At 47.2% G+C, this 21,722-nt stretch carries 20 protein-coding genes; 10 read left to right on the top strand and 10 right to left on the bottom strand.

The window, feature by feature from the left end; translation table 11 throughout:
- Window positions 1-174 precede the first annotated feature (174 nt).
- Window positions 175-1,194, bottom strand: a complete 1,020-nt coding sequence (locus tag GN208_RS16710) for an inovirus-type Gp2 protein (protein ID WP_243828489.1) — start codon at window positions 1,192-1,194, stop codon at window positions 175-177.
- A gap of 727 nt (window positions 1,195-1,921) precedes the next feature.
- Between GN208_RS16710 and GN208_RS16705 the strand changes: the two genes are divergently transcribed.
- The 9 genes from GN208_RS16705 (at window position 1,922) to rhuM (ending at window position 8,501) form a co-directional block, all read left to right on the top strand.
- A complete protein-coding gene (locus GN208_RS16705) occupies window positions 1,922-2,923 on the top strand; it encodes a hypothetical protein (RefSeq protein ID WP_214179404.1) in 1,002 nt (333 codons plus the stop codon).
- 203 nt (window positions 2,924-3,126) lie between these two features.
- On the top strand, window positions 3,127-3,855 hold the full coding sequence (locus tag GN208_RS16700) for a DUF3944 domain-containing protein (protein ID WP_243828488.1): 729 nt from the start codon (window positions 3,127-3,129) through the stop codon (window positions 3,853-3,855).
- 54 nt (window positions 3,856-3,909) lie between these two features.
- Window positions 3,910-4,581, top strand: coding sequence for a WYL domain-containing protein (locus tag GN208_RS16695; RefSeq protein WP_243828487.1), 672 nt, complete (start codon window positions 3,910-3,912; stop codon window positions 4,579-4,581).
- Between the two features lie 13 nt (window positions 4,582-4,594).
- Window positions 4,595-5,044: a hypothetical protein gene (locus tag GN208_RS16690; RefSeq protein ID WP_214232846.1), complete on the top strand. Its 450-nt coding sequence runs from the start codon at window positions 4,595-4,597 to the stop codon at window positions 5,042-5,044.
- 26 nt (window positions 5,045-5,070) lie between these two features.
- Window positions 5,071-5,283, top strand: a complete 213-nt coding sequence (locus tag GN208_RS16685; protein ID WP_036410584.1) for a hypothetical protein — start codon at window positions 5,071-5,073, stop codon at window positions 5,281-5,283.
- 125 nt (window positions 5,284-5,408) lie between these two features.
- Window positions 5,409-5,849, top strand: coding sequence for an antirestriction protein (locus GN208_RS16680; RefSeq protein WP_243828486.1), 441 nt, complete (start codon window positions 5,409-5,411; stop codon window positions 5,847-5,849).
- Window positions 5,850-5,863: 14 nt separating this feature from the next.
- The gene (locus GN208_RS16675; RefSeq protein ID WP_243828485.1) at window positions 5,864-6,175 is read left to right on the top strand and encodes a TA system toxin CbtA family protein; all 312 of its coding nucleotides are present in this window, start codon (window positions 5,864-5,866) and stop codon (window positions 6,173-6,175) included.
- A gap of 102 nt (window positions 6,176-6,277) precedes the next feature.
- Window positions 6,278-7,114 carry a DUF932 domain-containing protein gene (locus GN208_RS16670; protein ID WP_243828484.1) on the top strand — a complete coding sequence of 279 codons (837 nt, stop codon included), beginning with the start codon at window positions 6,278-6,280 and terminating at the stop codon, window positions 7,112-7,114.
- A 361-nt stretch (window positions 7,115-7,475) separates the two neighbouring features.
- A complete protein-coding gene (gene rhuM, locus GN208_RS16665) occupies window positions 7,476-8,501 on the top strand; it encodes a RhuM family protein (protein WP_004238564.1) in 1,026 nt (341 codons plus the stop codon).
- Window positions 8,502-8,597: 96 nt separating this feature from the next.
- On the opposite strand, the gene GN208_RS16660 is transcribed toward rhuM, so the two are convergent.
- The 8 genes from GN208_RS16660 to GN208_RS16625 form a co-directional block, all read right to left on the bottom strand.
- Window positions 8,598-8,960 (bottom strand): YibL family ribosome-associated protein, encoded by a 363-nt coding sequence (locus GN208_RS16660; protein WP_036418318.1) that lies wholly within the window; start codon window positions 8,958-8,960, stop codon window positions 8,598-8,600.
- An 82-nt stretch (window positions 8,961-9,042) separates the two neighbouring features.
- Window positions 9,043-9,480: a hypothetical protein gene (locus GN208_RS16655; protein WP_015422359.1), complete on the bottom strand. Its 438-nt coding sequence runs from the start codon at window positions 9,478-9,480 to the stop codon at window positions 9,043-9,045.
- 41 nt (window positions 9,481-9,521) lie between these two features.
- Window positions 9,522-10,622 carry a nuclease gene (locus tag GN208_RS16650; RefSeq protein ID WP_243828483.1) on the bottom strand — a complete coding sequence of 367 codons (1,101 nt, stop codon included), beginning with the start codon at window positions 10,620-10,622 and terminating at the stop codon, window positions 9,522-9,524.
- Window positions 10,623-10,632: 10 nt separating this feature from the next.
- Complete coding sequence (locus tag GN208_RS16645) at window positions 10,633-12,402, bottom strand: restriction endonuclease subunit S (protein ID WP_004238561.1); 1,770 nt, start codon at window positions 12,400-12,402, stop codon at window positions 10,633-10,635.
- Window positions 12,402-13,874 carry an N-6 DNA methylase gene (locus tag GN208_RS16640; RefSeq protein ID WP_004238560.1) on the bottom strand — a complete coding sequence of 491 codons (1,473 nt, stop codon included), beginning with the start codon at window positions 13,872-13,874 and terminating at the stop codon, window positions 12,402-12,404. Before GN208_RS16640 ends, GN208_RS16645 begins: the two co-directional genes overlap by 1 nt.
- Before the next feature lie 70 nt (window positions 13,875-13,944).
- Window positions 13,945-16,377 (bottom strand): DEAD/DEAH box helicase family protein, encoded by a 2,433-nt coding sequence (locus GN208_RS16635; RefSeq protein WP_015422361.1) that lies wholly within the window; start codon window positions 16,375-16,377, stop codon window positions 13,945-13,947.
- 421 nt (window positions 16,378-16,798) lie between these two features.
- On the bottom strand, window positions 16,799-17,785 hold the full coding sequence (locus GN208_RS16630) for a nickel/cobalt transporter (protein ID WP_004238557.1): 987 nt from the start codon (window positions 17,783-17,785) through the stop codon (window positions 16,799-16,801).
- A gap of 8 nt (window positions 17,786-17,793) precedes the next feature.
- Window positions 17,794-18,447, bottom strand: coding sequence for a DUF1007 family protein (locus GN208_RS16625; protein ID WP_243828482.1), 654 nt, complete (start codon window positions 18,445-18,447; stop codon window positions 17,794-17,796).
- Window positions 18,448-18,673: 226 nt separating this feature from the next.
- Between GN208_RS16625 and GN208_RS16620 the strand changes: the two genes are divergently transcribed.
- Window positions 18,674-20,608: a methyl-accepting chemotaxis protein gene (locus GN208_RS16620; RefSeq protein WP_004238554.1), complete on the top strand. Its 1,935-nt coding sequence runs from the start codon at window positions 18,674-18,676 to the stop codon at window positions 20,606-20,608.
- A gap of 53 nt (window positions 20,609-20,661) precedes the next feature.
- On the opposite strand, the gene yghU is transcribed toward GN208_RS16620, so the two are convergent.
- Complete coding sequence (gene yghU, locus GN208_RS16615) at window positions 20,662-21,504, bottom strand: glutathione-dependent disulfide-bond oxidoreductase (protein ID WP_004238552.1); 843 nt, start codon at window positions 21,502-21,504, stop codon at window positions 20,662-20,664.
- Between the last annotated feature and the right edge of the window lie 218 nt (window positions 21,505-21,722).

Raw genomic sequence — 21,722 nt, 5'->3', positions numbered from 1 at the left:
CCATGAATAGGTGGTATCGGTGGTATCGGTGGTATCGGTGGTATCGGTGGTATCGGTGGTATCGGTGGTATTCATGGGGAATCTCCTGTCTTTGTAAGTTTAAAAGTCAGAAGTGCTATCGATGACGCAGCGGATATCACTTCTATAAGATTCCCCTTGTCTGTAAAAAAAGATTTACCGGCGTGTTTTACGCCGTTTGTTTCTGATGGTTCCCCGCCAGAATGTCCGGTCGATCCCCGGTACCTGCAGTTTCACCCACTGATCTGTTTTGCAGATATAGTTTACAGCGGTCATCAGGCCTTCCCGCCGGAGGCTCTCACTGCGGTGCAACATCCCAATACCGCAGATACGGTAATCTGATTTATAGCGGTTGCAGTTAAAGTAGATCCCCTGTCCGTCAGTGATGGTTTCCTGCCAAAACTCACCGATAAGCCGGGCTATCGTGACATCCTGCCTGACATGCTGGCCGTTGAAGAAAAACAGGCAGTGGTAGTGAAAGCCTTTCTCACGACCGTATTCCAGCTTCAGGATATAACCGACGCAGTGTTTAAACAGGGGTAACCGCTGTATTGCTTTGTACAGGGCAATCCGGTGACGGGTTAAATCCCCGGCTGTAACTTTGTGGCTGACCCGCTTTCCGTAAGACAGGTCTGTCCGTACCACCAGCAGCTTTGCATGGCGCTCAAACAGGTTTTTAATATAGCGGCAACAGAACCGGTAATTCTTGCGGGCACTGTTCTTAAATGTACTGACAGCGTTTTTATACTCTCTGCCGTCTACTGACTGAATAAACTCACGATAGGCCTCATTTAACTGTTTAACTTCCTCCTCTGAGTCAGAATAGTATTCCGACAACATCGGAACAGGACGGATATGATATTTCTCAGCAAGAGAAACAATCAGCGGAATAACCGGATGTAATTTACGCCGGTTACCGGTGACACGGGAAAGAGAAAGAATGTTTTGTATTAATTCATAAAACAACTGACCGGTTTTAGTGGCCTTTATTTGTAATTTTTCACCAAAATAGTACGCGCTGAAAGGTAAAGGCTGACTCTTTCTTTTAATTAATGCAGTGGTGTGTAACGCTATCAGCTGGAATAACTCACGGTCTGTTGTGTCATCGGTAATCTCCGTACCGTTATTATAGGTTTGTGAAAGTGCCAGTATTTCACAGGTTATATCGTCTTTCATGATTAATCCTCTCTGATTAATGATGGTGTTTCTGTTCATATGACAGAGAGAAGCTTTTATTTTTTTACTGCCCCCTATATCTACAACAGGCGAGTTTTAAATGTGATTAACCGCATTTATTCTGAGTGATACCTCAGATGTGGACAGTAAGTGAACTCACCACTGAGATTAATTAACAAAAGTTATTGTTTATGAAGATGAATCAGTAATTCATGATAATGTCACTATCATCTGTATCAGTAACAGGAGTGTCATTCAATATGTTTGGTTATTTATTCGATAAAGAGATGATGTTATCAATAATGAAAGGGTTATCGTAAGAACAGAGGTGAATATTAACCTGATATAGAGAGTACCGGGTAAGATTAATATAATAATAAATAATCCTTTTTTGATTGTTACCTGAGTTTATTAAAACAGTATGCACAGACAGCATTTGCAGCAAGCTTCACGATGAACAAGATATCTGAAAGTTAGTCTCCTCACAGAAGTAGCCACGGGAAAAAAAGATAAGTAACCGTGAGCATCATTTTTCCTGTAAAAAGTACTGTCTTAGCCAGTATTTTCAGGATAACTATTTAAATTACAGTATAAAAACACTTCATTTTATACTCATTAAAAAGATCATAAAACTATTCTTAATCTACATTATTACGACAATATCACTTTTTTAGAGACTAAAACAAATTACAATAACGACATATCAACTACACAGTGTGGACAAATAATGAACGATAAAAACTATGAGATTGATGAGTTGCTGAAAGTGAAAAACCTGAGGAAAACGGGTGTTTTTGTATTTTTCATGTCAACAGAACCCGGGTTTGAATGGGTTGAAAATAAATATTTCGCAGGTGACAGAAATGACAAATCACGGTTAAGAGATTTAATCCATGAAGTTATTGGTATGACGAATAGTAATTACCTTAACAATCAAGTTTTAAATGATGTAAACAATAACCTTATCAGTATTGATAAGTTTGAATGGATTAAAGAAGACAGTGTTGCCTCTGCATATTGCTGGGTAATGTTAAATAATATAAAACTCTTAACACCCATGAGCGATAAATATACTCATGTAATTCAACAGTCAAACGTGGTAAAACCCACTGTTAATAGTTGGTCAGACAATAAAGAATTCAGGAATTTACCTGTATCACAGCAAATAGAATTCATTAAAAGTAAATTTGGCATAAAAGAGAATCATGTCAGCACTGAAGAGATGTATCGCGACTTCCAGACTGTCTTTGATCATATGAACCTGAGGTTTGGTGAAAAAGAAAATATTATAAATATGCTTAAGGATAAATGGATAAAATCCTTCACAGCAATAAAAAATATAAAGTGGCTGAGTAAGGATGATGATGATGCCTGTAACTGGGCATGGGGTTATATTTGTAATTACTCTGTCGATAATATAAAGATACCTGTCTGGCCTCTCCGGTTCTTTAATCCCGTAAGTTCCGGGGATAAATATATTTGTTTTTATGCTGCCCTGCGGGCATGGAATGATAACCCCGGGGGAAAAAAGTATTTTTTATACTCTCTTAAAAAGGCATGGCAGCAGCGTACTCTCCGGAAAAAACAAAAAAATAAAAAAACACTGAGCTGCAGTCTGGATGATGAAGTAAAAAAACATCTGGAAGAATTGGCTGAAACCTATGAAATGACGATCACCGATTTGGTGACCCGGTTAATTGAGAATGAGTACAGAACACCGAAAAAATAATTTTACGGAATCAGTGATTTTTCAGATACACATTAACCAACTGATATGACAAGGGAAACAGTGGCTCGGATAACTGACCGGCGACACACCCTGTCGTTTCCCCGTTTTTTACCCCCCGAAAACAGCGATTTTCCGCGTCATATCCTGTCAGACCCCCTTGTTATGCTGTGGTTGTCTTAAATCACCTGTAAGGAATTTCTGTTATGGCAACCTACCGTATCGACCCCGACCTCGCATTTATCGGTCAGTGCAGCAATGAGAACCTCGGTCTGCTGGTCTCCGTTCTGACACACGACAGCAAAGACGGCAAAAAACGTCTGGCGGAATCTCTGACCACCTCACCGGAATATCAGCTCTTTTACCCTGACCATCAGAAGTACTGGCCTGCCATCTGTGCCGAGCTGCAGGCCTTCGGGGCCAACAGTCTGGTCACGCTGCTGCGCGGCAACAAGGGCGTGCTCTACCGTGAAATCCTGCACGATGTCTGCGACAAGCTGAAAGTGAACTACAACAAAGAAAGTCCGGTGGAAACCACCGAACTGAACCTGCTGATGAAAGTACTGGAGAAAAGCCTGCGGGAGATGTCACAGGAAGAGCTGGTCCGTTTTGCGGACGGACTGAAACTGAATCTGTCCGCGCCGACTCCCCAGCTTATCCTGCTCGCGGTGCAGGCCGCCGTGACCAGCTCCGGTGTCGCTGCCCTGCAGTTTGCCACGATTGCCGCTGTCGGGGTGATTGAAGCCATGGGCGGTATTGCCACCTGGGGTACACTCTTTGCCGCCAACAGGGCGCTGGGGGTACTGGCCGGTCCAGTCGGGATTGCGCTGAGCTCCGCCTGGCTGATAGCTGATATCGCCGGTCCCGCTTACCGGGTCACCGTTCCGGCCTGCATCATTGTGGCGTACCTGCGCCAGAAGGCCCTGGCGGCCTGATTTCCGTATTCCGTTATTCCTGTTTTCTCTGACTGACTCACGGAGGCTGCGCTCATGCATACGTCAGATTCACGCCATGACCGGCTTGCATTCCGGCTGGCCATGATTATCAGCCGCCTGTTCCGCGGCGAAACACTGTATCCGGCACAGCTCGCCCGTGAGTTTAATGTCTCGGCCCGCACACTGCAGCGTGATTTCAGTGAACGCCTGGTCTTTCTGGACACGGAGCCGTATCAGGGCGGATACCGGCTGGCCGCCGGTCAGCGTCCTTACCGGACAGACAGCGATATTCTGTACTTTGCCGATATCACCCATATCACCCCGCTGTTCCCCTCGCTTGACCGCAGGCTGCTGTCTGTTCTGCTCAGTCCGGAAAACGGTGCCCCCTGTCTGGTCTACCATGAGCCACCGCAATCCGCCCCGACGCTCTTCGGCGGCTTTTATGTGGTGACGCAGGCGATTGTCCGCAGGCGGCTGCTCAGCTTCCGCTGTGACGGTCAGGAGCATGAGGGCATGGCTCCCTACAAGCTGATTTATTTTCAGCGGGACTGGTATCTGTGCGGGGAATGGCAGTCTGCCCTGCGGGTGTTCCGGTTCAGTCAGCTGCAGAACATTGCAGTGTCCGGACGCCGCTTCCGGCAGGACACCGTTATCGCACGGACAGTCACCCGTCCCGAATTTATCACCGCATTACCCCATTATCAGTTTATCCGTTCATTACCTTAATAAGGATGTCACCATGAAAAGAAGTCTGACACTGCTTGGTTGTTTACTGCTGTCCGCCCCGGTTTTTGCACTACGCATGCCCGGTGAGGTGCAGCCTGACCGTTACACTTATTACCTGACCCCGGAATACGGGCAGCAGCTGAAAATGCAGAACGACGGCAAAGGCCGGAAACCTGCGTGGCAGCCACTCCCTGCCGGAGAACTGAAAAGTGAGACAAGAGCGGATTTGTCCAAAGGCCATCCGGCTCCGGTGGCCATGACCTGTATCAGCAGTATTTATTATAACACCGGGGCTCAGGCCAACTGGCTGAAGGTGGGCTGTATCGACAATAACGGTATGGAGTACGAAACCAGTAAGAAATGGCCGCCGAAATCCGTCGCGGAGCGGGTCTGTAAAGCCGGAGAGGGAGACTGTGAGTCCTTCCTGCAGATGGATACTGACAGCTGGTCCGGTCCGCAGTAACTGAGGCATGCAAAAAGGAAATACAGATGTCTGTTTTTAAATTAATGGCCACCACGCTCGGTGTGGTAACGGTGGCGTTAGCCACGTACTGCGCCTGGCAGGCTGCGGCTGAGGCGGCAGACAATGAAGATGCCTCCGCAGCGGAAAAGCTGGCGGCGGGGCTTAGTGCCGCGCTGGCCTGCTCAGCCGTGCTGGGCGGTACCCTTGACCGTCTGCTGGGCCGGCTCTTTCCCCGCTGACCTGCACAGAAGACCTGTTTATTACATCTCCTCTGACGGCAGACATTCACAGTCTGCCGTTTTTTTATGCCCATTCACAAATCAGTAACCCACTATTTTACCCATCAATATAAAGGAGTTTCACGATGACATTATCAGCCCTTCCGCTGCAGGAGCCCGCAGCCATCAAAAGCAATCTGGTTCATCCCCGTGGCAGAGACACATTCTGGCGGTTTTATTTCGGCAGCGTGCCGGGCTGGCAGCGCCTGGAAGGCGATATTTTTACCCGGATGAGCGAACTGTGTGATGTTTATTATGGTGCTTTCTGGGAATTCAGTATGCTCACCAATGGTGGTGCATTTATCTGGCCAGACATGATTGAAACATCACTTCCGATGGTTAACCCGCATAACGGTAATAATGCGGAACTGAGTCCGGAAGCCGCAGGCATTGCCGTGTGTTTAATGACGTTCAGTATCTGGTCATTCCGGACTGAAAGCGAAGTATTAGTTGAGTATTTTTATCAGTTACGGGACTACGCCCTGCAGCATGACGAGTGTGCCGCTATTTTTCATCTGATTGATTAACCGGGAGCTACGCCATGAACAATACAGCAGTACCCGCGTCACCGGCGGCCGTCTGGCAGACACTGCTGACTTACCTGCTGCAACAGCACTACGGCCTCACTCTGAACGACACGGAATTTAGTGATGAGAGCGTGATTGAGGCCTGCCTTTGTCGCGGGGTGTCATTGTGTGAGGCACTGAATGCCTTTGCGGAGAAATACGCCCTGGTCCGCACTGACCGGCGCAACAACGGTATCACTGCGACCGATATTCTGCGGGCACGGAAAGCAACTGGTCTGACAGTACACCGCAGAACTCACACCACCAGCCGATACACCTCTGTATAAAAAGCCCGCCTCCGTACCCCATTTTATCGCGTCCTTTACACCTTCGGCTCCGGCTTTTACCTGTCCACCCTTTTATCCGTTTAATTTTACAGGAGTATTACTATGACCCGTTTAGCTTCCCGCTTCGGCAGGGCGAATATCATTCGTCGTGACCGCCCGTTAACCACCGAAGAATTATACTGCACTGTACCCAGTGTCTTTTCAGCAGAAAAACATGAATCCCGCAGTGACCGTTATACCTATATTCCCACCATTACCCTGCTTGAGAGCCTGCAGAAAGAAGGCTTTTATCCGTTCTTTGCCTGTCAGACCCGTGTCCGCGATGACAGCCGCCGGGAGCACACCAAACATATGCTGCGTCTTCGCCGCCATAACCAGATTACCGGTGTCCAGGTACCGGAAATTATCCTGTTAAACAGCCACGACGGCACCAGCAGTTATCAGATGCTGCCGGGGTTATTCCGTGCGGTTTGTCATAACGGGCTGGTCTGCGGTGATACCTTTGGTGAGGTCAGAGTGCCTCATAAAGGTAATGTCGTCAATAAAGTGATTGAAGGGGCTTATGAAGTGCTGGAAACGTTTGATGCGGTGGCTGAAAAACGCGAACAGATGCAGTCGCTGTTGTTACCACCACCGGCACAGCAGGCGCTGGCGCATGCCGCTATCACGTACCGGTTCGGTGATGACTACCAGCCGGTCACGGAAGAACAGGTGCTGCAACCCCGCCGGTGGGAAGATAAGAAGGATGACCTGTGGACGGTGTACCAACGTTTACAGGAAAACTTAATTAAAGGCGGACTGTCCGGACGTACAGCCAAAGGGAAACGGTCACACACCCGGGCAGTGACCGGTATTGATGGTGATATCCGTCTGAATAAAGCGCTGTGGGTGATGACAGAGAAAATGTATGAACACTTCACTGATCGTCAGCAAATCTGAGTTGATACTCGGGTATGAGATTTAATATAAAGATTACAGTATAATTAATGGCTGTTGGTATTTATCACAGCCATATTTTTTTGATCATTTTTTATCAAAAATCAATCTGGGGGCATTAGTGGGGGCACCACTATTTATATCAAATAATAAATTCATTAAATATCAAAACATTAACCACTAAATGAGACTCCTGTGATCTCCGCCAATTATATTCATCCGCACATCGCTAAAACCCACCTCTGTAATATCATCAGCACACAACTAACCGGTGTGAGTATTTTAACATTTATTTTTCCGGGTATATTGGTAGCATCTGTGTTCATTCCGCTGAGATAACAACCCGTAAAACGGAGATCGTGCAATGAGTGATAATCTTCCTGAGGCACCACAGGGCGAATTTATTCTGTTCCGCAGTGAAGATGGTCAGACCCGCGTTGAATGCCGTTTTGAATCTGATACGCTGTGGTTATCTCAATCCTCGATTTGTGAGCTTTACGGAAAAGCTAAAGCTACGATTAGTGAGCATATCAGCAACATTTTTACTGAAGGCGAGTTAGCCGAAAATTCAGTTATTCGGTTTTACCGAACAACTGCGGATGATGGTAAACAGTACAATGTAAAATACTTCAATCTCTCAGTGATCCTCGCTGTCGGTTACCGCGTCCGCTCCGTTCGCGGCACACAGTTTCGCCAGTGGGCAACGCAAACACTGGAACAGTATCTGATCAAAGGGTTTGTGATGGATGATGAGCGGCTGAAGAATCCACCTGTTGGTCAGTCTGTGGTGCCTGATTACTTTGATGAGATGCTCGAACGTATCCGTGATATCCGCGCCAGTGAGCGGCGGGTGTATTTACGGATAAAAGAGATTTTCACGCTGGCGGCAGACTACGAACCTTCAAATAAAGAAACCACACGCTTTTTTCAGATCATCCAAAACAAACTGCATTTTGCCTGTACCGGCATGACCGCCGCTGAGCTTATCGCCAGTCGTGCAGATGCCAATCAACCGGATATGGGATTAACAAATTATAAATCTGGTGAAATCCGTAAAACTGATGTGACGATTGCGAAAAACTATCTGCGGGAACATGAGCTCAAAGAATTAAACCGTATCGTCAATATGTGGCTCGATTTTGCCGAAGACCAGGCGCTGCGCCGTAAGCAGGTTTTCTTACAGGATTGGGATACTAAACTGGATCAGTTTTTAAGTTTCAATGACCGCAACGTATTGCAGGGCGCTGGTGGGATCAGTAAGAAAGCAGCTGATGAAAAAGCCAAAGACGTATTTGATATATTTGACCGGAAACGCCGCCGGTTAAAAGAGTCAGAAGGGGCGAGAGCGAATATCGCGGCACTGAGAGATTTGCTGAAAAAAGGGAAGTAGAAAAATCACAGAGCCATTATTTTTAATGTCAGCTGAATTATTAACGCCCGGTTTATGCCGGAACCGGACGTTGTAAACAAAGAGAGTAATTACTATTCAGAAATCAGTCTTAGAAAAACCGGTCATGTCATCCAGTCCCATTTCGCGGCCTAACGCCGTCATCGGATGGACAATGATCAGGCCCCGCACCGATTTCTTCAGCTTGCCGATATCAGCCTGTTCTTTCTTAGTGATAGAGCGCTTGAACGGCATATCCACCAGCTTTTGTGCTTCTTTGCTGAGTTTCTTGCTGCGTTGTTCCTTCAGGCGGGCAATGTCAGTTTCCAGCGCGGCTTTTTCTTTCTCAAGTTCTGCGTACTTTTCCGTTTCGTTCTTTTGCAGCATACCGGCCATCTGGTGACGGGTAAGGTCTAAACGGTCGCTGAGAAGCTTGATTTGTGCTTTTTCGTTTTCTTTCATTTTAATTAACCGTGAATAAATTTCCTGCCGGGAAGTATACACCATTCTGCATAAGAGGACGAAAAGGGAAGATGTCACAATTTTAAACATTAAAACCCAATTGTGCCCATGCGTCTTTCCATTCAGAAATTCGTTTTACCGAAATAGCATGATGAGTCGAGTTATCATTAATAGCCCGCCTTCCGTTATGTTTATCTAAATAATCTGAATGAGCCTCATAAATATCATTCTGTATCCATGACAATGGTATTATATAAAAAGTGGCAGGCTCTTTTCTGATATCGATAAATATCCAGAATTCATCGTCTTTTTTATCAGGTACACACTTATTTGCATAGTTGATTGATGTTTGCCACGTCCCTGACATTTTAGCTCTGGTTGTTACTTTATATTTTTTGCCAGTTGGAGAGTCAAATTTGATAAACGTTCTGCGGCCTTCTTTGCAGACGGAAACATTTATAGCACCAAGGCTCATTAGTTTTTGCAAGACCTTTAACTGTCCTGATTCTGCTGTAGTCATCTTTCCTCCTGAATGGAAAGTTGTTATGTCCGCCCGGAATCTTACTCCTTCACATTCCAGTTTTTAAAATAGCGTTTTAATTTTTCGACAGTATGGCGCCATTTCGGTGCCGTGGGTTTACAAACGGTATTTTGGTTACCGAAGAATCCGACTTCATTTACCGCCTCTTGTTCACTGCGGGTTTCCAGCCATTTGACAGGGACAAAATACTCAGATTTATCAGGATCATCTGCATTCCGCTGATAAAGTTCCCTGTACCTGAGTACATCCATCGCCAGCTTTTCACCCTCTTCCGTAGTGATAGTAAAGCTACCGGCAGGCTCAACGGCGCTCTGCACAATACCAACGCCGACATAACCCGTCGCCGGGATTTTTACCCACACCCGGTCCCCCGGCTGAAGTTGTTTCAGCGTCTGGCTGTACCAGCTTCCGCCGCCCGCACTGATAAATCCGTAACGACGAGCCTCTTCCCAGACACGGCTTTGCGGGTCGCCAAACGAGACATAAAACTCACCATTCCAGGGCTCTTTTGTATTCGCACTTGTGGCGGTGGCCTGTGCCGCATTAGTTTGCGTTTCACTCGGGTCGATAAGCCAGGCGCTGCTTAAGAATTGCTCCTCACCATGCTGAAAAACCTTAAAGAACAGGACGTTAATTGAGATACCATTTTTACTCAGATAATCCACAATACGCTCGGTGGACGGGTCCAGCTCTGCCGCCACAATAATGATTTGATGTGACTGATTAAGCGATTCTTCCTCCAGCTCAGCATTGAAACGCAGTCTGAATGCATCACCCAGATTGCCGCCACCAGAGAATTTTTCATAAATCTGCGACAGACGGTCAGCAGTAAGATCATCCACCCAGGAGGCGTAGTCCAGTGCCTGTGCGACCACTTCACGCGGCGTACGATCACGTTTAAGTTCAATCAGGACCAGTGATGCGTCCGGCGCAATCGCCAGCAGATCAATACGGCCCTTATCGAGGGTATTTTCCTGATGGCCGATAATCATCCACTGGTCGGAGAGAATGGTCGGGTCATTTAAAATCATCTTCTCCAGCAACTGCTCACTGGCGAGTTTGCTGATGGTTAGCGGCTGGGGATTTTCCCCTATCCGCCAGATTGCATGATGAACCGGCATCGTCTGTTCCTTAGTTTAATGCTGCGTCAGTGAGTGCGTCCGCCAGATGGAGCTGGGTTTGTTGGGCGGATTGCAGTCGGGATTTGAGAGTGTCGCAAACCTTAATTAGTTCTTCTACCTTGCAGGTTATTTTTATTTGTTCACTTAGCGGTGGTATAGGAACTAATGTATTTGATACTTTTGCCAAATTTAAATTTGGCTGTGCTCCACCTGCTGCTAACTCTCTTAAATCCTTATAGGATTTTTCGAAAAATAATTTTATATAACAACGATGGTATTCATTTGTATTAAAAAGCTGAATTGCTGCACAAGCCTGGTTTGTTCCTGCAGAAATACATAACTCAGTTATCTGACCGCGAGTTTTTCCTTGGCCATACATCGCAATAATAAGTGTACCAGGAGAGTAAATAGATACATTTGTTTCTTTTACAGCTTTCCCTGAAATTTTTTCAGCTGTATTAAATATAAATGGTAAAGAAGTTTCACCACTTGTAACCCAGTTAAACTCAGGGGTCTCCCAATAATCAGGATTATCCCTGGATGGGGTTGCCCCTGTACCAACCTGAGCTATTTCAATTATACGACACCACTCCCACCCCTGCGGTAATTCAAATGGTTTTTCCTCATCACTCACTGGCGGCAACGGTTTTTGTTTTTTAATTTTCCCTTGTTTTACCAACTCCGCTTTCTCTTGCTCAATACGTTTAAGCAGCTCAGAAGCAGGTTCGTCATCAGGATCCTGCGGCACAAGTTTACCCATTACCGCTAATTGCAGGATGGTTTGCTTAAGCGCATCGATACTGGCTTCGGTGGTAAACAGCGTGTCGAAATGCTGACTGATTCGCACCCAGTTGTCAGAAAGCTCTTTGGTATTTTGGCTGTCGGTCAGCGTTGCCAGCAGGGTTTCCACCAGTTGCTGATGAGCATCCAGACTGGATAAAGATTGCTGTTCCAGTTGGTCGCAAAGGAGCATAAGTTCATCTATTTTTGAAACCAAACCAATTTGATCTTGTTCACTAGCAAAAGGAATTAAAACCTCATTTGCTCTACTTATTGTCAATGTGTGAACGGTTGTTCCCATGCTATATTTGTGGATCTCATCTTTCCAATACTTGGAAGTGAATATTTTATTTAAATATTCTGAATAAATTGCATGAGTATTTTTAAAAATAAGAACACTTGCATCTTTAAAGTAAAATTTATCATAAGGTTTAACAATGTAAGGTACACCTATCGTCCCCACACCAGTGAGCATAATGTCATTAGTTTCAGGTGATAACCCGTTCAGACATAAACTTTCAAACAATTCAGGGGAAATAAATAAATCATTATTTACTTCGCCATATTTTGCTAAAGTTACAATTTCACGAGCCCGATAAAAAGGAATACCGTCAGGTTTCCAATCCTGTTGATGCACCCGGCTGCTCGAGCCAATTAAACCCAAATCCCCCAAACGTACCCACTCCCACCCCACCGGCAGCTCAAACGGCTTCTCATCTTCGCTAATCTCAGGAAGTAGTTTTTGCTTTTTAATTTTCCCCTGCTTTACCAGCTCCGCTTTCTCAGCCGCAATACGTTTTAACAGCTCCGACGCCGGTTCATCATTCGGGTCCTGCGGCACCAGTTTTCCGCGTACCGCCAGTTCCAGAATCAGCTCACGCAGTTTCTTAATACCATAGAGATCGATTTTGCCATTGCTGCCACGCCCGGCAGTGGAGCGGGTTTGCAGGGCAGAAGACCAGATATCGATATGGTCAGAGATCAGCTTCTCAACAGTCATCAGTTAGCATCCTTATTGCCTGTCAGTGCAGCGCCAAGAATATCGCGCAACTGGTTACGCAGTTTGCTGATTTCCGCCTGCTGTTTCTGGTACTGCGCCAGCAATTCGTCCGGGTCGTGGCTGATGATTTCGCCCTGATAGGGATTTTTAATATCGAGGTTGAAGTTGCGGGCGATAATGTCGTTGATGCTGACTTTCCACGCCTGATGGTTTTCTTTACGGGCAGCAAAACCGTCGGCTTCATTTCCCCACCAGTCGATCTCAGCCTGAAACTCTTCAAACTTCATCGGTTTGGTTTTACTGTAGTTCTTCACGCCGTCCGGGTACGGGTGCTCATAGAACCACACCTCTTTGGTTGGCTGACCTTTGGTGAAAAACAGAATATTCGTTTTGATACCGGTGTACGGGTTAAACACGCCGTTCGGCAACCGCACGATGGTGTGCAGATTGCACTCCTCAGTGAGCAGTTTTTTAATCTTGGTTTTCACGCCTTCGCCAAACAGCGAGCCATCCGGTAATACCACTGCTGCGCGGCCTTTGTCTGCCAGCACTTCGATAATCAGTTGCAGAAACAGATCAGCGGTTTCACGGGTCTGCATCTCTGCCGGGAAGTTTTTCTCGATACCGTCTTCTTCGGTACCGCCAAACGGCGGGTTGGTAACAATCACATCAATCTGCTCATCCCAGGAAGAAAGCGGCTTATTGAGTGTGTTGTCATGGCGGATTTGTACCGGTACTTCAATGCCGTGCAGCAGCATGTTGGTGGTACACAGCAAATGCGGAAGCTGCTTTTTCTCTACGCCGCAGATCTGTTTTTGCAGTATTTTGTGGTCTTCGGTGGTATTGACGTAATGCTCTTTCACATGGTCAAACGCACAGGCGAGGAAACCGCCGGTACCGCACGCCGGGTCCATAATTGACTCACCCAGCTTCGGATCAATACGATTGACCATAAAGCGCGTCACGGCGCGTGGAGTATAGAATTCACCTGCATTTCCTGCACTTTGCAGGTCACGCAGGATCTGTTCGTAAATATCGCCAAACAGATGCCGTTCCCGGCTGCTGCCGAAATCAATTTCATTGAGCTTGTTAATCACCTGGCGCAGCAGTGTGCCATTTTTCATATAGTTATAGGCATCGCTGAACGCCTGTCTGACAACAAAGCCACGCGGATTTTTATCGATCGGCGCGATGAGGTTTTTAAGCCCCGGAAAAAGATCGTCGTTCACAAACTCCAGTAACTCATCACCGGTAATACCCTCACTGTCTGCTGCCCAGCTGCGCCATAAATAGCGCTTCGGGATCGGGAACTGATAATCATCCAGCTCCAGTTCCAGCTCTTCTTCCTGGGTATCGAAAATTTTCAGGAACAACAGCCATGACAGTTGCCCCAAACGCTGGGCATCACCGTCAACACCGGCATCTTTACGCATAATGTCCTGAAGGGATTTAATTACTGAACTAATCGACATGTTTTCTTTCCATACTAAAAAAGACAGCCACCGGCCACAGGCGCGGCGGTGGCAATATATTTATTCGCTGTCAGGCTAATCGTGGCGGTAACCGGTAGATTTCGTTTTCCAGTTCGTTGACGGCCTGCTCATACGCTGCTTTGTTACCAAAGCCGGCTCTGATGATCTCTCCCGGACGGCCCAGCGCATCAAACGGTTTCAGTTTGAGCACCAGAACGTCCTCAATTTCCTGCACACCTTCATCAGCATATTTGTCCAGCAGAGTATTAAGTACCTGCTGAGCCGGTTCGGCATACTTCGTAAAATAGTTACGTTTACGCACATTTGCTGCACGCTCCTGACGCGTTAACGGCGGCTGACCGTACACCACATGGCAGAGCAAATCAAACGGGTCGAGATCTTTACCCACCTCTTCGGCCAGTACATCCCATAAAATCCCCAGTTGCTCCAGTTCTTCAATGATGACCTGTTTGCGCGGAGCATTCTTCCATTTACGCATAAAGCCATCCAGTGAAGCGTACTCACTGTCTTTCAGCATTGTTTTGCGGGTGTAATCGCGGAAGGATTCAGTCACCAGTTTACCGCCAGAATCATAATACTGAACACGTTTAGCCAGCACTTTTACATGCACGCCATTCACATAGAACTTACGGACTTTGTCGTCATCATCGTCACTATGGAATTCACCACAGCCTTCAGACCTGTCGCGGTTAACCTGATAGTCAGCGGTATCTTCCCGCGCTTCACCGGCGGTATTATCATCATTTTCCGCATCAAGTTGCTCGTTAAAATCCGAATCCTGATCGGAAATGTCACCGGGTCTGACCACCAGCACTTTTTCCGGCACGCCGTCAAAGCGCTCATCCGCAAACAGTTCGGTTGCTTTTTTAAAGTCGAGAATGGTGAACCACAACTTACCGTACTTTTCGTTGATACGCGTACCGCGCCCGATGATTTGCTTAAATTTGGTCATGGACTGAATATTTTGATCCAGCACGACCAGCTTGCAGGTCTGCGCATCGACGCCCGTACTCATCAATTCTGAGGTGGTTGCTATCACCGGATAAGGCTTTTTCGGATTAATAAAGTTATCCAGCTGTGCTTTGCCGATATCATCGTCACCGGTAATTTTCATCACGTATTTTTCGTTCTTCAATACCTGCTCAGGATTAAGCACCACCAGCGCATGACGCATCCGCTCTGCATGATCAATATCGTTACAGAAAACAATGGTTTTATCCATCGGGTTGGTACGTTTCAGGTAATCGGTGATAGTCTTCGCCACCAGCATAGTACGCTCATCAATAACCAGCGTGCGGTCAAAATCCTTCAGATTGTATATACGGTCTTTAATCTCTTTGCCGTATTTATCCAGTTGACCTTTAACCGGCCGCCAGCCCTGAACATCGACATCGATATCAACACGCACGACTTTGTAAGGGGCGAGGAAACCGTCTTCAATTCCCTCTTTCAGTGAATAGGTGTAAACCGGTTCACCAAAATAATCGATATTGGAGACGTCTTCTGTTTCTTTTGGTGTTGCTGTCAGGCCAATCTGAGTGGCGCTGCCGAAATACTCCAGAATCTCCCGCCAGGCGGAATCTTCGGACGCACTGCCACGGTGACATTCGTCAATCACAATCAGGTCAAAGAAATCCGGAGCAACCTGTTTATAGGCTTTCTGATTCTCTTCCGGTCCGGTAATGGCCTGATACAATGCAAGATGTACTTCATAAGCAGGATCGATAGTACGGCCGGTGACTTTGGTCATCGCAGTGCCGAAAGGTTGAAAATCATTATTTTTAGTCTGATCGACCAGAATGTTGCGGTCTGCAAGAAACAGAATACGTTTCTTGTTTCTGGCTTTCCACAGCCGCCAGATTATCTGGAACGCGGTATAGGTTTTGCCCGTGCCGGTTGCCATAACCAGCAAAATACGATTCTTTCCCGCTGATACGGCATCTATCGTCCGGTTAATTGCCCGCATCTGATAGTAACGGGGCGATTTCCCGCTGCCGTCATCGTAATAATCCTGACTGATAACGGGCAACTGTTGCTGAGTAAACCCTTTCCAGTCGCAATATTTTTGCCAGAGTAGCTCTGGTGCCGGGAAAGCATCAAGCGTAATTTCTGATTCGAGCTGCTGCGGATTGGTTTTATCATGGAAGATAAACCCATCACCGTTAGAAGCAAACACAAAGGGTACATCAAGCAGTCCGGCATAATCCAGTCCCTGCTGCATCCCTTTACTGATGGCGTGCTTATTGGCTTTGGCTTCGATAACCGCCAATGGCAGGTTAGGCTTGTGATACAGTACGATATCGGCAGATTTCACTTTGATACGTGATGCCAGCTTTCCGCGGACCACTATCTTACCATCACGCAGTTTCACTTCCTGACGAATCTGAGTCAAATCATCCCAGCCGGCATCCTTAACTGCGGGAAGGATAAATTTGCTGATAATATCCGTTTCACTCATATTCGTTTTGTTTACACCAGCCATAGCAGAGCGCTCCATGAAAGTGGGTTAGCTCTGATTCTACACAAATTAGTGCATCAGGTAAGGACTAAAGCAACATTTCGGGTATTCACTTCCCCTGAAATGGAACAACTATAATCAGGCTTTCTGTCCTGAAAACAGCAGAGGTCATAATGAAGAAAGTACGTTTTTCCGGATAAGGGAGAGCGGACATCGCATTTCTCCATTCCGCAGAAATAACGTAATGTTATAGAAAATAAACGCCTGATTCTTACCCGAATGGCTAATTTCCCGTCATCAAATAACATCAAACGATTACCTTTTAATATTTTCACATCTTTAGCCTGTCAGATAGTAATTTGAGGAAGAAAAAAACGAATAAGCAGGTAGCTTTACAGAACAGATATATTTTTATTCCATTTTAACTGATGGGGTATTTTTATTTTCAGATAAAAAATCCCCCTGCTGATATCCCGGCTCCCTGATACATCAGCAGCCCTGCAATAATAAATATCCCCCCTGCGATCAACCGGAGAATATCGCCATAATGCCGGTTTATTTTTTGCCCCGGATTACGGGACAGGCGCAGTGCCAGAAAGCGCATGCTGTGTACGAACCAGGCTATCATACACAGTGTGATACCGGTTCCCAGCGCCATTGCAAATACCGCGATAATTCCCCAGTGAAAAACACCGATAACTGATGAGAACAGTAAAACCAATAATGCCCCCGAACACGGTCGGCTGCCCATGGCCAGAATCATACCGGCTTGTGTCCGCCAATTGCCGGTGACTGTATTTCCCGGCATAACATGCTGATGACCACAACTGCATGTCTGAACTTGTCCGCTTTGCAGATAAACCGGTTTTAACGCAACAGGGGGTTTATTATCCGATACGCGGATTGTTTTTATTTGCGGCTTATTGACCGGTGGTCTGATAAATAAACGACGTAATGTGCGGATAACAATAATGGCGCCAAAAAGAATAATAAATGCATAGCTGGCTTTCTCCGTTATCTGGCTGACATTATTTAACTGGCGTACTGACAAATTTAATATAAACAGTACAACAGAGACTAAAATAACCGCCACAGTGCCCTGAAGCAGAGAAGCCAGAATACTTAATAACGCGCTGTGGCGTAATTTTGCCGGATGTGTGGCGATGTAAGCAGAAAGGATAACTTTACCGTGGCCGGGACCCAGTGCGTGCAATAAGCCGTATAAAAAACTGAAAAGCGTCAGAAGCCCGCCCGCTTTCAGCGGATCAGACACTACTTTCTGAATCAGCACCGCCATTTCAACATTCAGTTCTTTTTGTAATTTTGCACTGACATGCAGCAATGACGGCCACTGGCTATACAGCAACCCACCCGCAGACAAAACAATAAGTACAACAGTGAGCTGAAGAATAATCCGTGAATATGATGTCATCCGTTATCTCACTCCGGGCAATGTAAGGTGATCTGCTGTGCAAACTGGCGACCGAGCGTCAGGTCATCATCCGGGGTATCGCCGGTATCCAGCGACAGCGCGTAATCTTTCAGGGTATCCGAAGGATCTGCCTCGGTAAAAACTAACCGGCACTGTGATGCATCCGGCGGAGAAAGGTGAACCGCGCGTTTGCCGTTGTAGGTCATACTGACAAAAAAAGTCGGTTCATACGTTTTCAGCTCAATGGTACTGCCGGCTAACGGTATCGGATGCAATAGTGAGACACGGAATGACATAACAATCTGTAATCCCTCACGCGTCATCCGGTAGGTGTCCGGAAAGAGTTTAAGAGGCTGTTTTTTATTCTGATAATTCAGTTCGGAAAAATAAGACTGTGCAATTATATTGGCCATCACAGATACTGCCTGCTTCTTCCACTGCGGGCTGTCTTCTTTGCTGTTCATCAAATCATACAGAATATCTGCGGAAGTCATCGGATCCATTTTCCAGACATATTCAATCCCCCTCAGCGTATGGTTTTCCGTCACAAGGGTCGTTTCCATATCAATAAAACTGTGCGGGTGTGCAAACACCTGCGGACTGAATGTCAGCAAAAACAGGAAAGAGAGCAGTAACGTATTCATTCTTCTGATTAAATTCACAGATTATCTCACCTGGCAAAAGATGTTATAACATAACATAGTGTTACGGATGAAAATACTGTTTTCTGAAACACCGCAGCAGACAGAAAAACATCATAAAATGACGAAAGTGCGATCCCTGCCACAGATATCCGTCATTCATTCACCTGTTCAATAAAACATCATAAAGATATAAGTCACACCGCCGATAACTCAAATATACCCTTATTTGTTTCGGGAGTTTTGTATGTCCTGGTATCCGTCCCGCATTTCAACCCGCCTGACTATCGGGGGCATCCTGCTCCTGGCCGTCACTACTGCCATTATCATTGTTGTTATGCTGTGGCGGGGTCAGCCCCGCGTTGTGGAAATTAATACTGCATTAATTGAAGAAACCGGACGCGGCCTGACATCCCGGGTCAGTACAATTTTATCTCAGACAGACGGAAAAACGGTCAGTCTGGCGCGCCTGGCGGAAGTGCTGCCCAATGATGAGGCGCTGTACCGCTATATCCCGCCCAATCTGATTGAAAGCAACAGCCTGATCACCGGTGGCGGGATCTGGCCGGAGCCGGGGGCATTCACCCCGGGAATTGAGAAACGCAGCTTTTTCTGGGCACGGAACCCGGCCGGGGAACTGGTTTTTTCTGATGAGTACAATACAGAGGGTGCCGGTAATTATCACAATGAAAGCTGGTACCGGAATGCCCGTGAGCAATCCACGGAAAGCTGTTTGTGGTCTGATGTTTACCGCGATGCCATTTCCGGTGTGAATATGGTGACCTGCAGTGTGCCGTACAAAACCGACGGAAAATTTGCCGGTGTCGCGACAACGGATATCCGTCTGGATAATATCGCCGCGATTATGCAGCAATACGGCAACAGCACCGGCGGCTATGCTTTTGTGACAGACCGGCAGGGGCAACTGATCTATTTTCCGGGTGATGACAGTAAGCAATTCAAAACCTTTGATGAACTGGCTGCACAATCAGCCTGGCTGGCACCGGTGGCGGTAAGCCTGAAGCAACCCCATTCAGAGCAATCCGCTATCGACAGTATCCGCATTGATAATGACGGGCAGCTGAACACCGCTTCACAGGTGATGCTGTTCCCGATGGCCGATACCAGATGGGTCATCGGCCTTGTCACGCCGGAGAGCCGGATCACCGGGCTGGCAAAAGTGATGATGCAGGATGTGCTGGAAGCCCTGCTGCCGATCATGGCACTGTTGTTGCTGGGTTCCTGGCTGGTTGTCCGCCGACTGATCACCCGCCTCGATGAAACCCGTAAGGCCCTCGATGACATCGCTCACGGGGAAGGCGACCTGACACGGCGGATGGAAGTGCGCGGTGCCGATGAAATCTCCGCTATCTCACAGGCATTTAATCTGTTTGCCGATAAAATATCATCCATGTTGCTCACGGTACGCAGCAGCAGCTCTGTTGTGGCTGGAAATACCGTTAATCTTGCTGATAATAATAACGAATTATCCGCACGGGTCACACAGCAGGCCGCTGCGCTGGAGCAGAGTGCTTCCGCGATGGAAGAACTGAACGTGACGGTACGTCAGAACAGTGAGAATACCCATCAGGCCGATGAACTGGCGGAAACCACTGCACAAACAGCGAGCCGCTGCGGAGATATGATGCGTGATGTGATTTCGACAATGAACAGCGTTAGTACATCATCCGGACGAATGGTTGAAATCGTGTCAGTGATCGACAGTATTGCATTCCAGACCAATATTCTGGCACTGAATGCCGCCGTCGAGGCCGCGCGTGCCGGTGATTCCGGGCGAGGCTTTGCAGTGGTGGCGACTGAAGTCAGATCACTGGCTCAGCGCAGTGCACAGGCAGCACAGGAGATTAAGGCGCTGATTGATGAGTCTGTGCAGAATGTCAAAACCGGCAGTAATCAGGTGCATGAAGCCGGAGAAACGCTGGCAGATCTGGTGATGGATGTGTTGCAGGTAAGACAGCTGATGAGTGATATCCGCGTTGCCGGTGAGGAGCAGAGCAAAGGGCTGGCCGAGGTTACGATGGCTGTCTCAGAGATGGATACCACGGTACAGCAGAATGCCACATTAATTGATGATGCTGCTTCACGGACGCAAATCCTGCGAAGAGAAGCCGAACAGCTTTCGCAGATGGTATCGGCCTTTAAATTACCGGAACCGCGTTAATAATGCAGATACGTTTCCCGGCAGAAAACGCTCTGCCGGGAACACGTGAAATATCAGTCCAGATCTGACGCATTATGACGTTCGCGGATAAACCGGTCTGACGGCTCTCCGCCGCTGCGGTTAACCCGGCGTCCGCGCTGAACAGCCGGACGTGCCGCTATCTGCTTCGCCCAGCGGATCACATGCGGATATTCACTGACAGACAGGAATGTCGCCGCATTATACAGCGTACCCAGCACTAACCCACCGTACCATGGCCATGCAGCCATATCAGCAATAGTGTAATTATCGCCGGCAATAAATTCATGCTGACTGAGCTGACGGTTCAGGACATTCAGCTGGCGTTTGGTTTCCATCGCGTAGCGGTTAATCGGATATTCATATTTTTCCGGTGCATACGCATAGAAATGGCCAAACCCGCCGCCGACAAATGGTGCAGATCCCATCTGCCAGAACAGCCATGACAGTGTTTCAGCCCGTTCAGGCTGAGTTTCCGGCAGGAACAGGGAAAATTTTTCTGCCAGATACGTAAGAATTGCTCCGGATTCAAAGATCCGTACCGGCTTCGTACCACTTCTGTCGACCAATGCCGGAATTTTTGAGTTCGGGTTAATATCAACAAACCCGGAACCAAACTGGTCGCCTTCGCCGATATCAATCAGCCAGGCATCGTATTCCGCATCGCGGATCCCCGCCGCCAGCAGTTCTTCAAGCATGATAGTGACTTTCTGACCGTTAGGTGTTCCCAGCGAGTAAAGCTGTAATGGGTGTTTACCAACAGACAGGGCTTTTTCATGTGTCGCCCCGGCAACAGGACGGTTGGTATTGGCAAATTTTCCGCCGTTTTTCTGTTTCCATTCCCACACCTGAGGCGGGACATAGGTTGGATCAGCCATAACGATGCTCCTTTGTATTTTCTGCCGGATTGAAGTGATCAGTTATCCAATCTACCTTTCGGTGAATAAAATACAAACGGAATTTTCTTTTCGCCCAAACGCAAAAAAGCCACCCAAAGGGTGGCTTCTTTACTTAATAATAACCTGGCGGTTCCCTACTCTCACATGGGGAGACCCCACACTACCATCGGCGCTACGGCGTTTCACTTCTGAGTTCG

Source organism: Morganella sp. HSTU-ASny43, from assembly GCF_022819185.1.
GTDB classification, from domain to species: Bacteria; Pseudomonadota; Gammaproteobacteria; order Enterobacterales; family Enterobacteriaceae; genus Morganella; species Morganella morganii.
The sequence above is the reverse complement of the archived record's forward strand: the minus strand, read 5'-3'. Positions and strand labels throughout refer to the sequence as shown.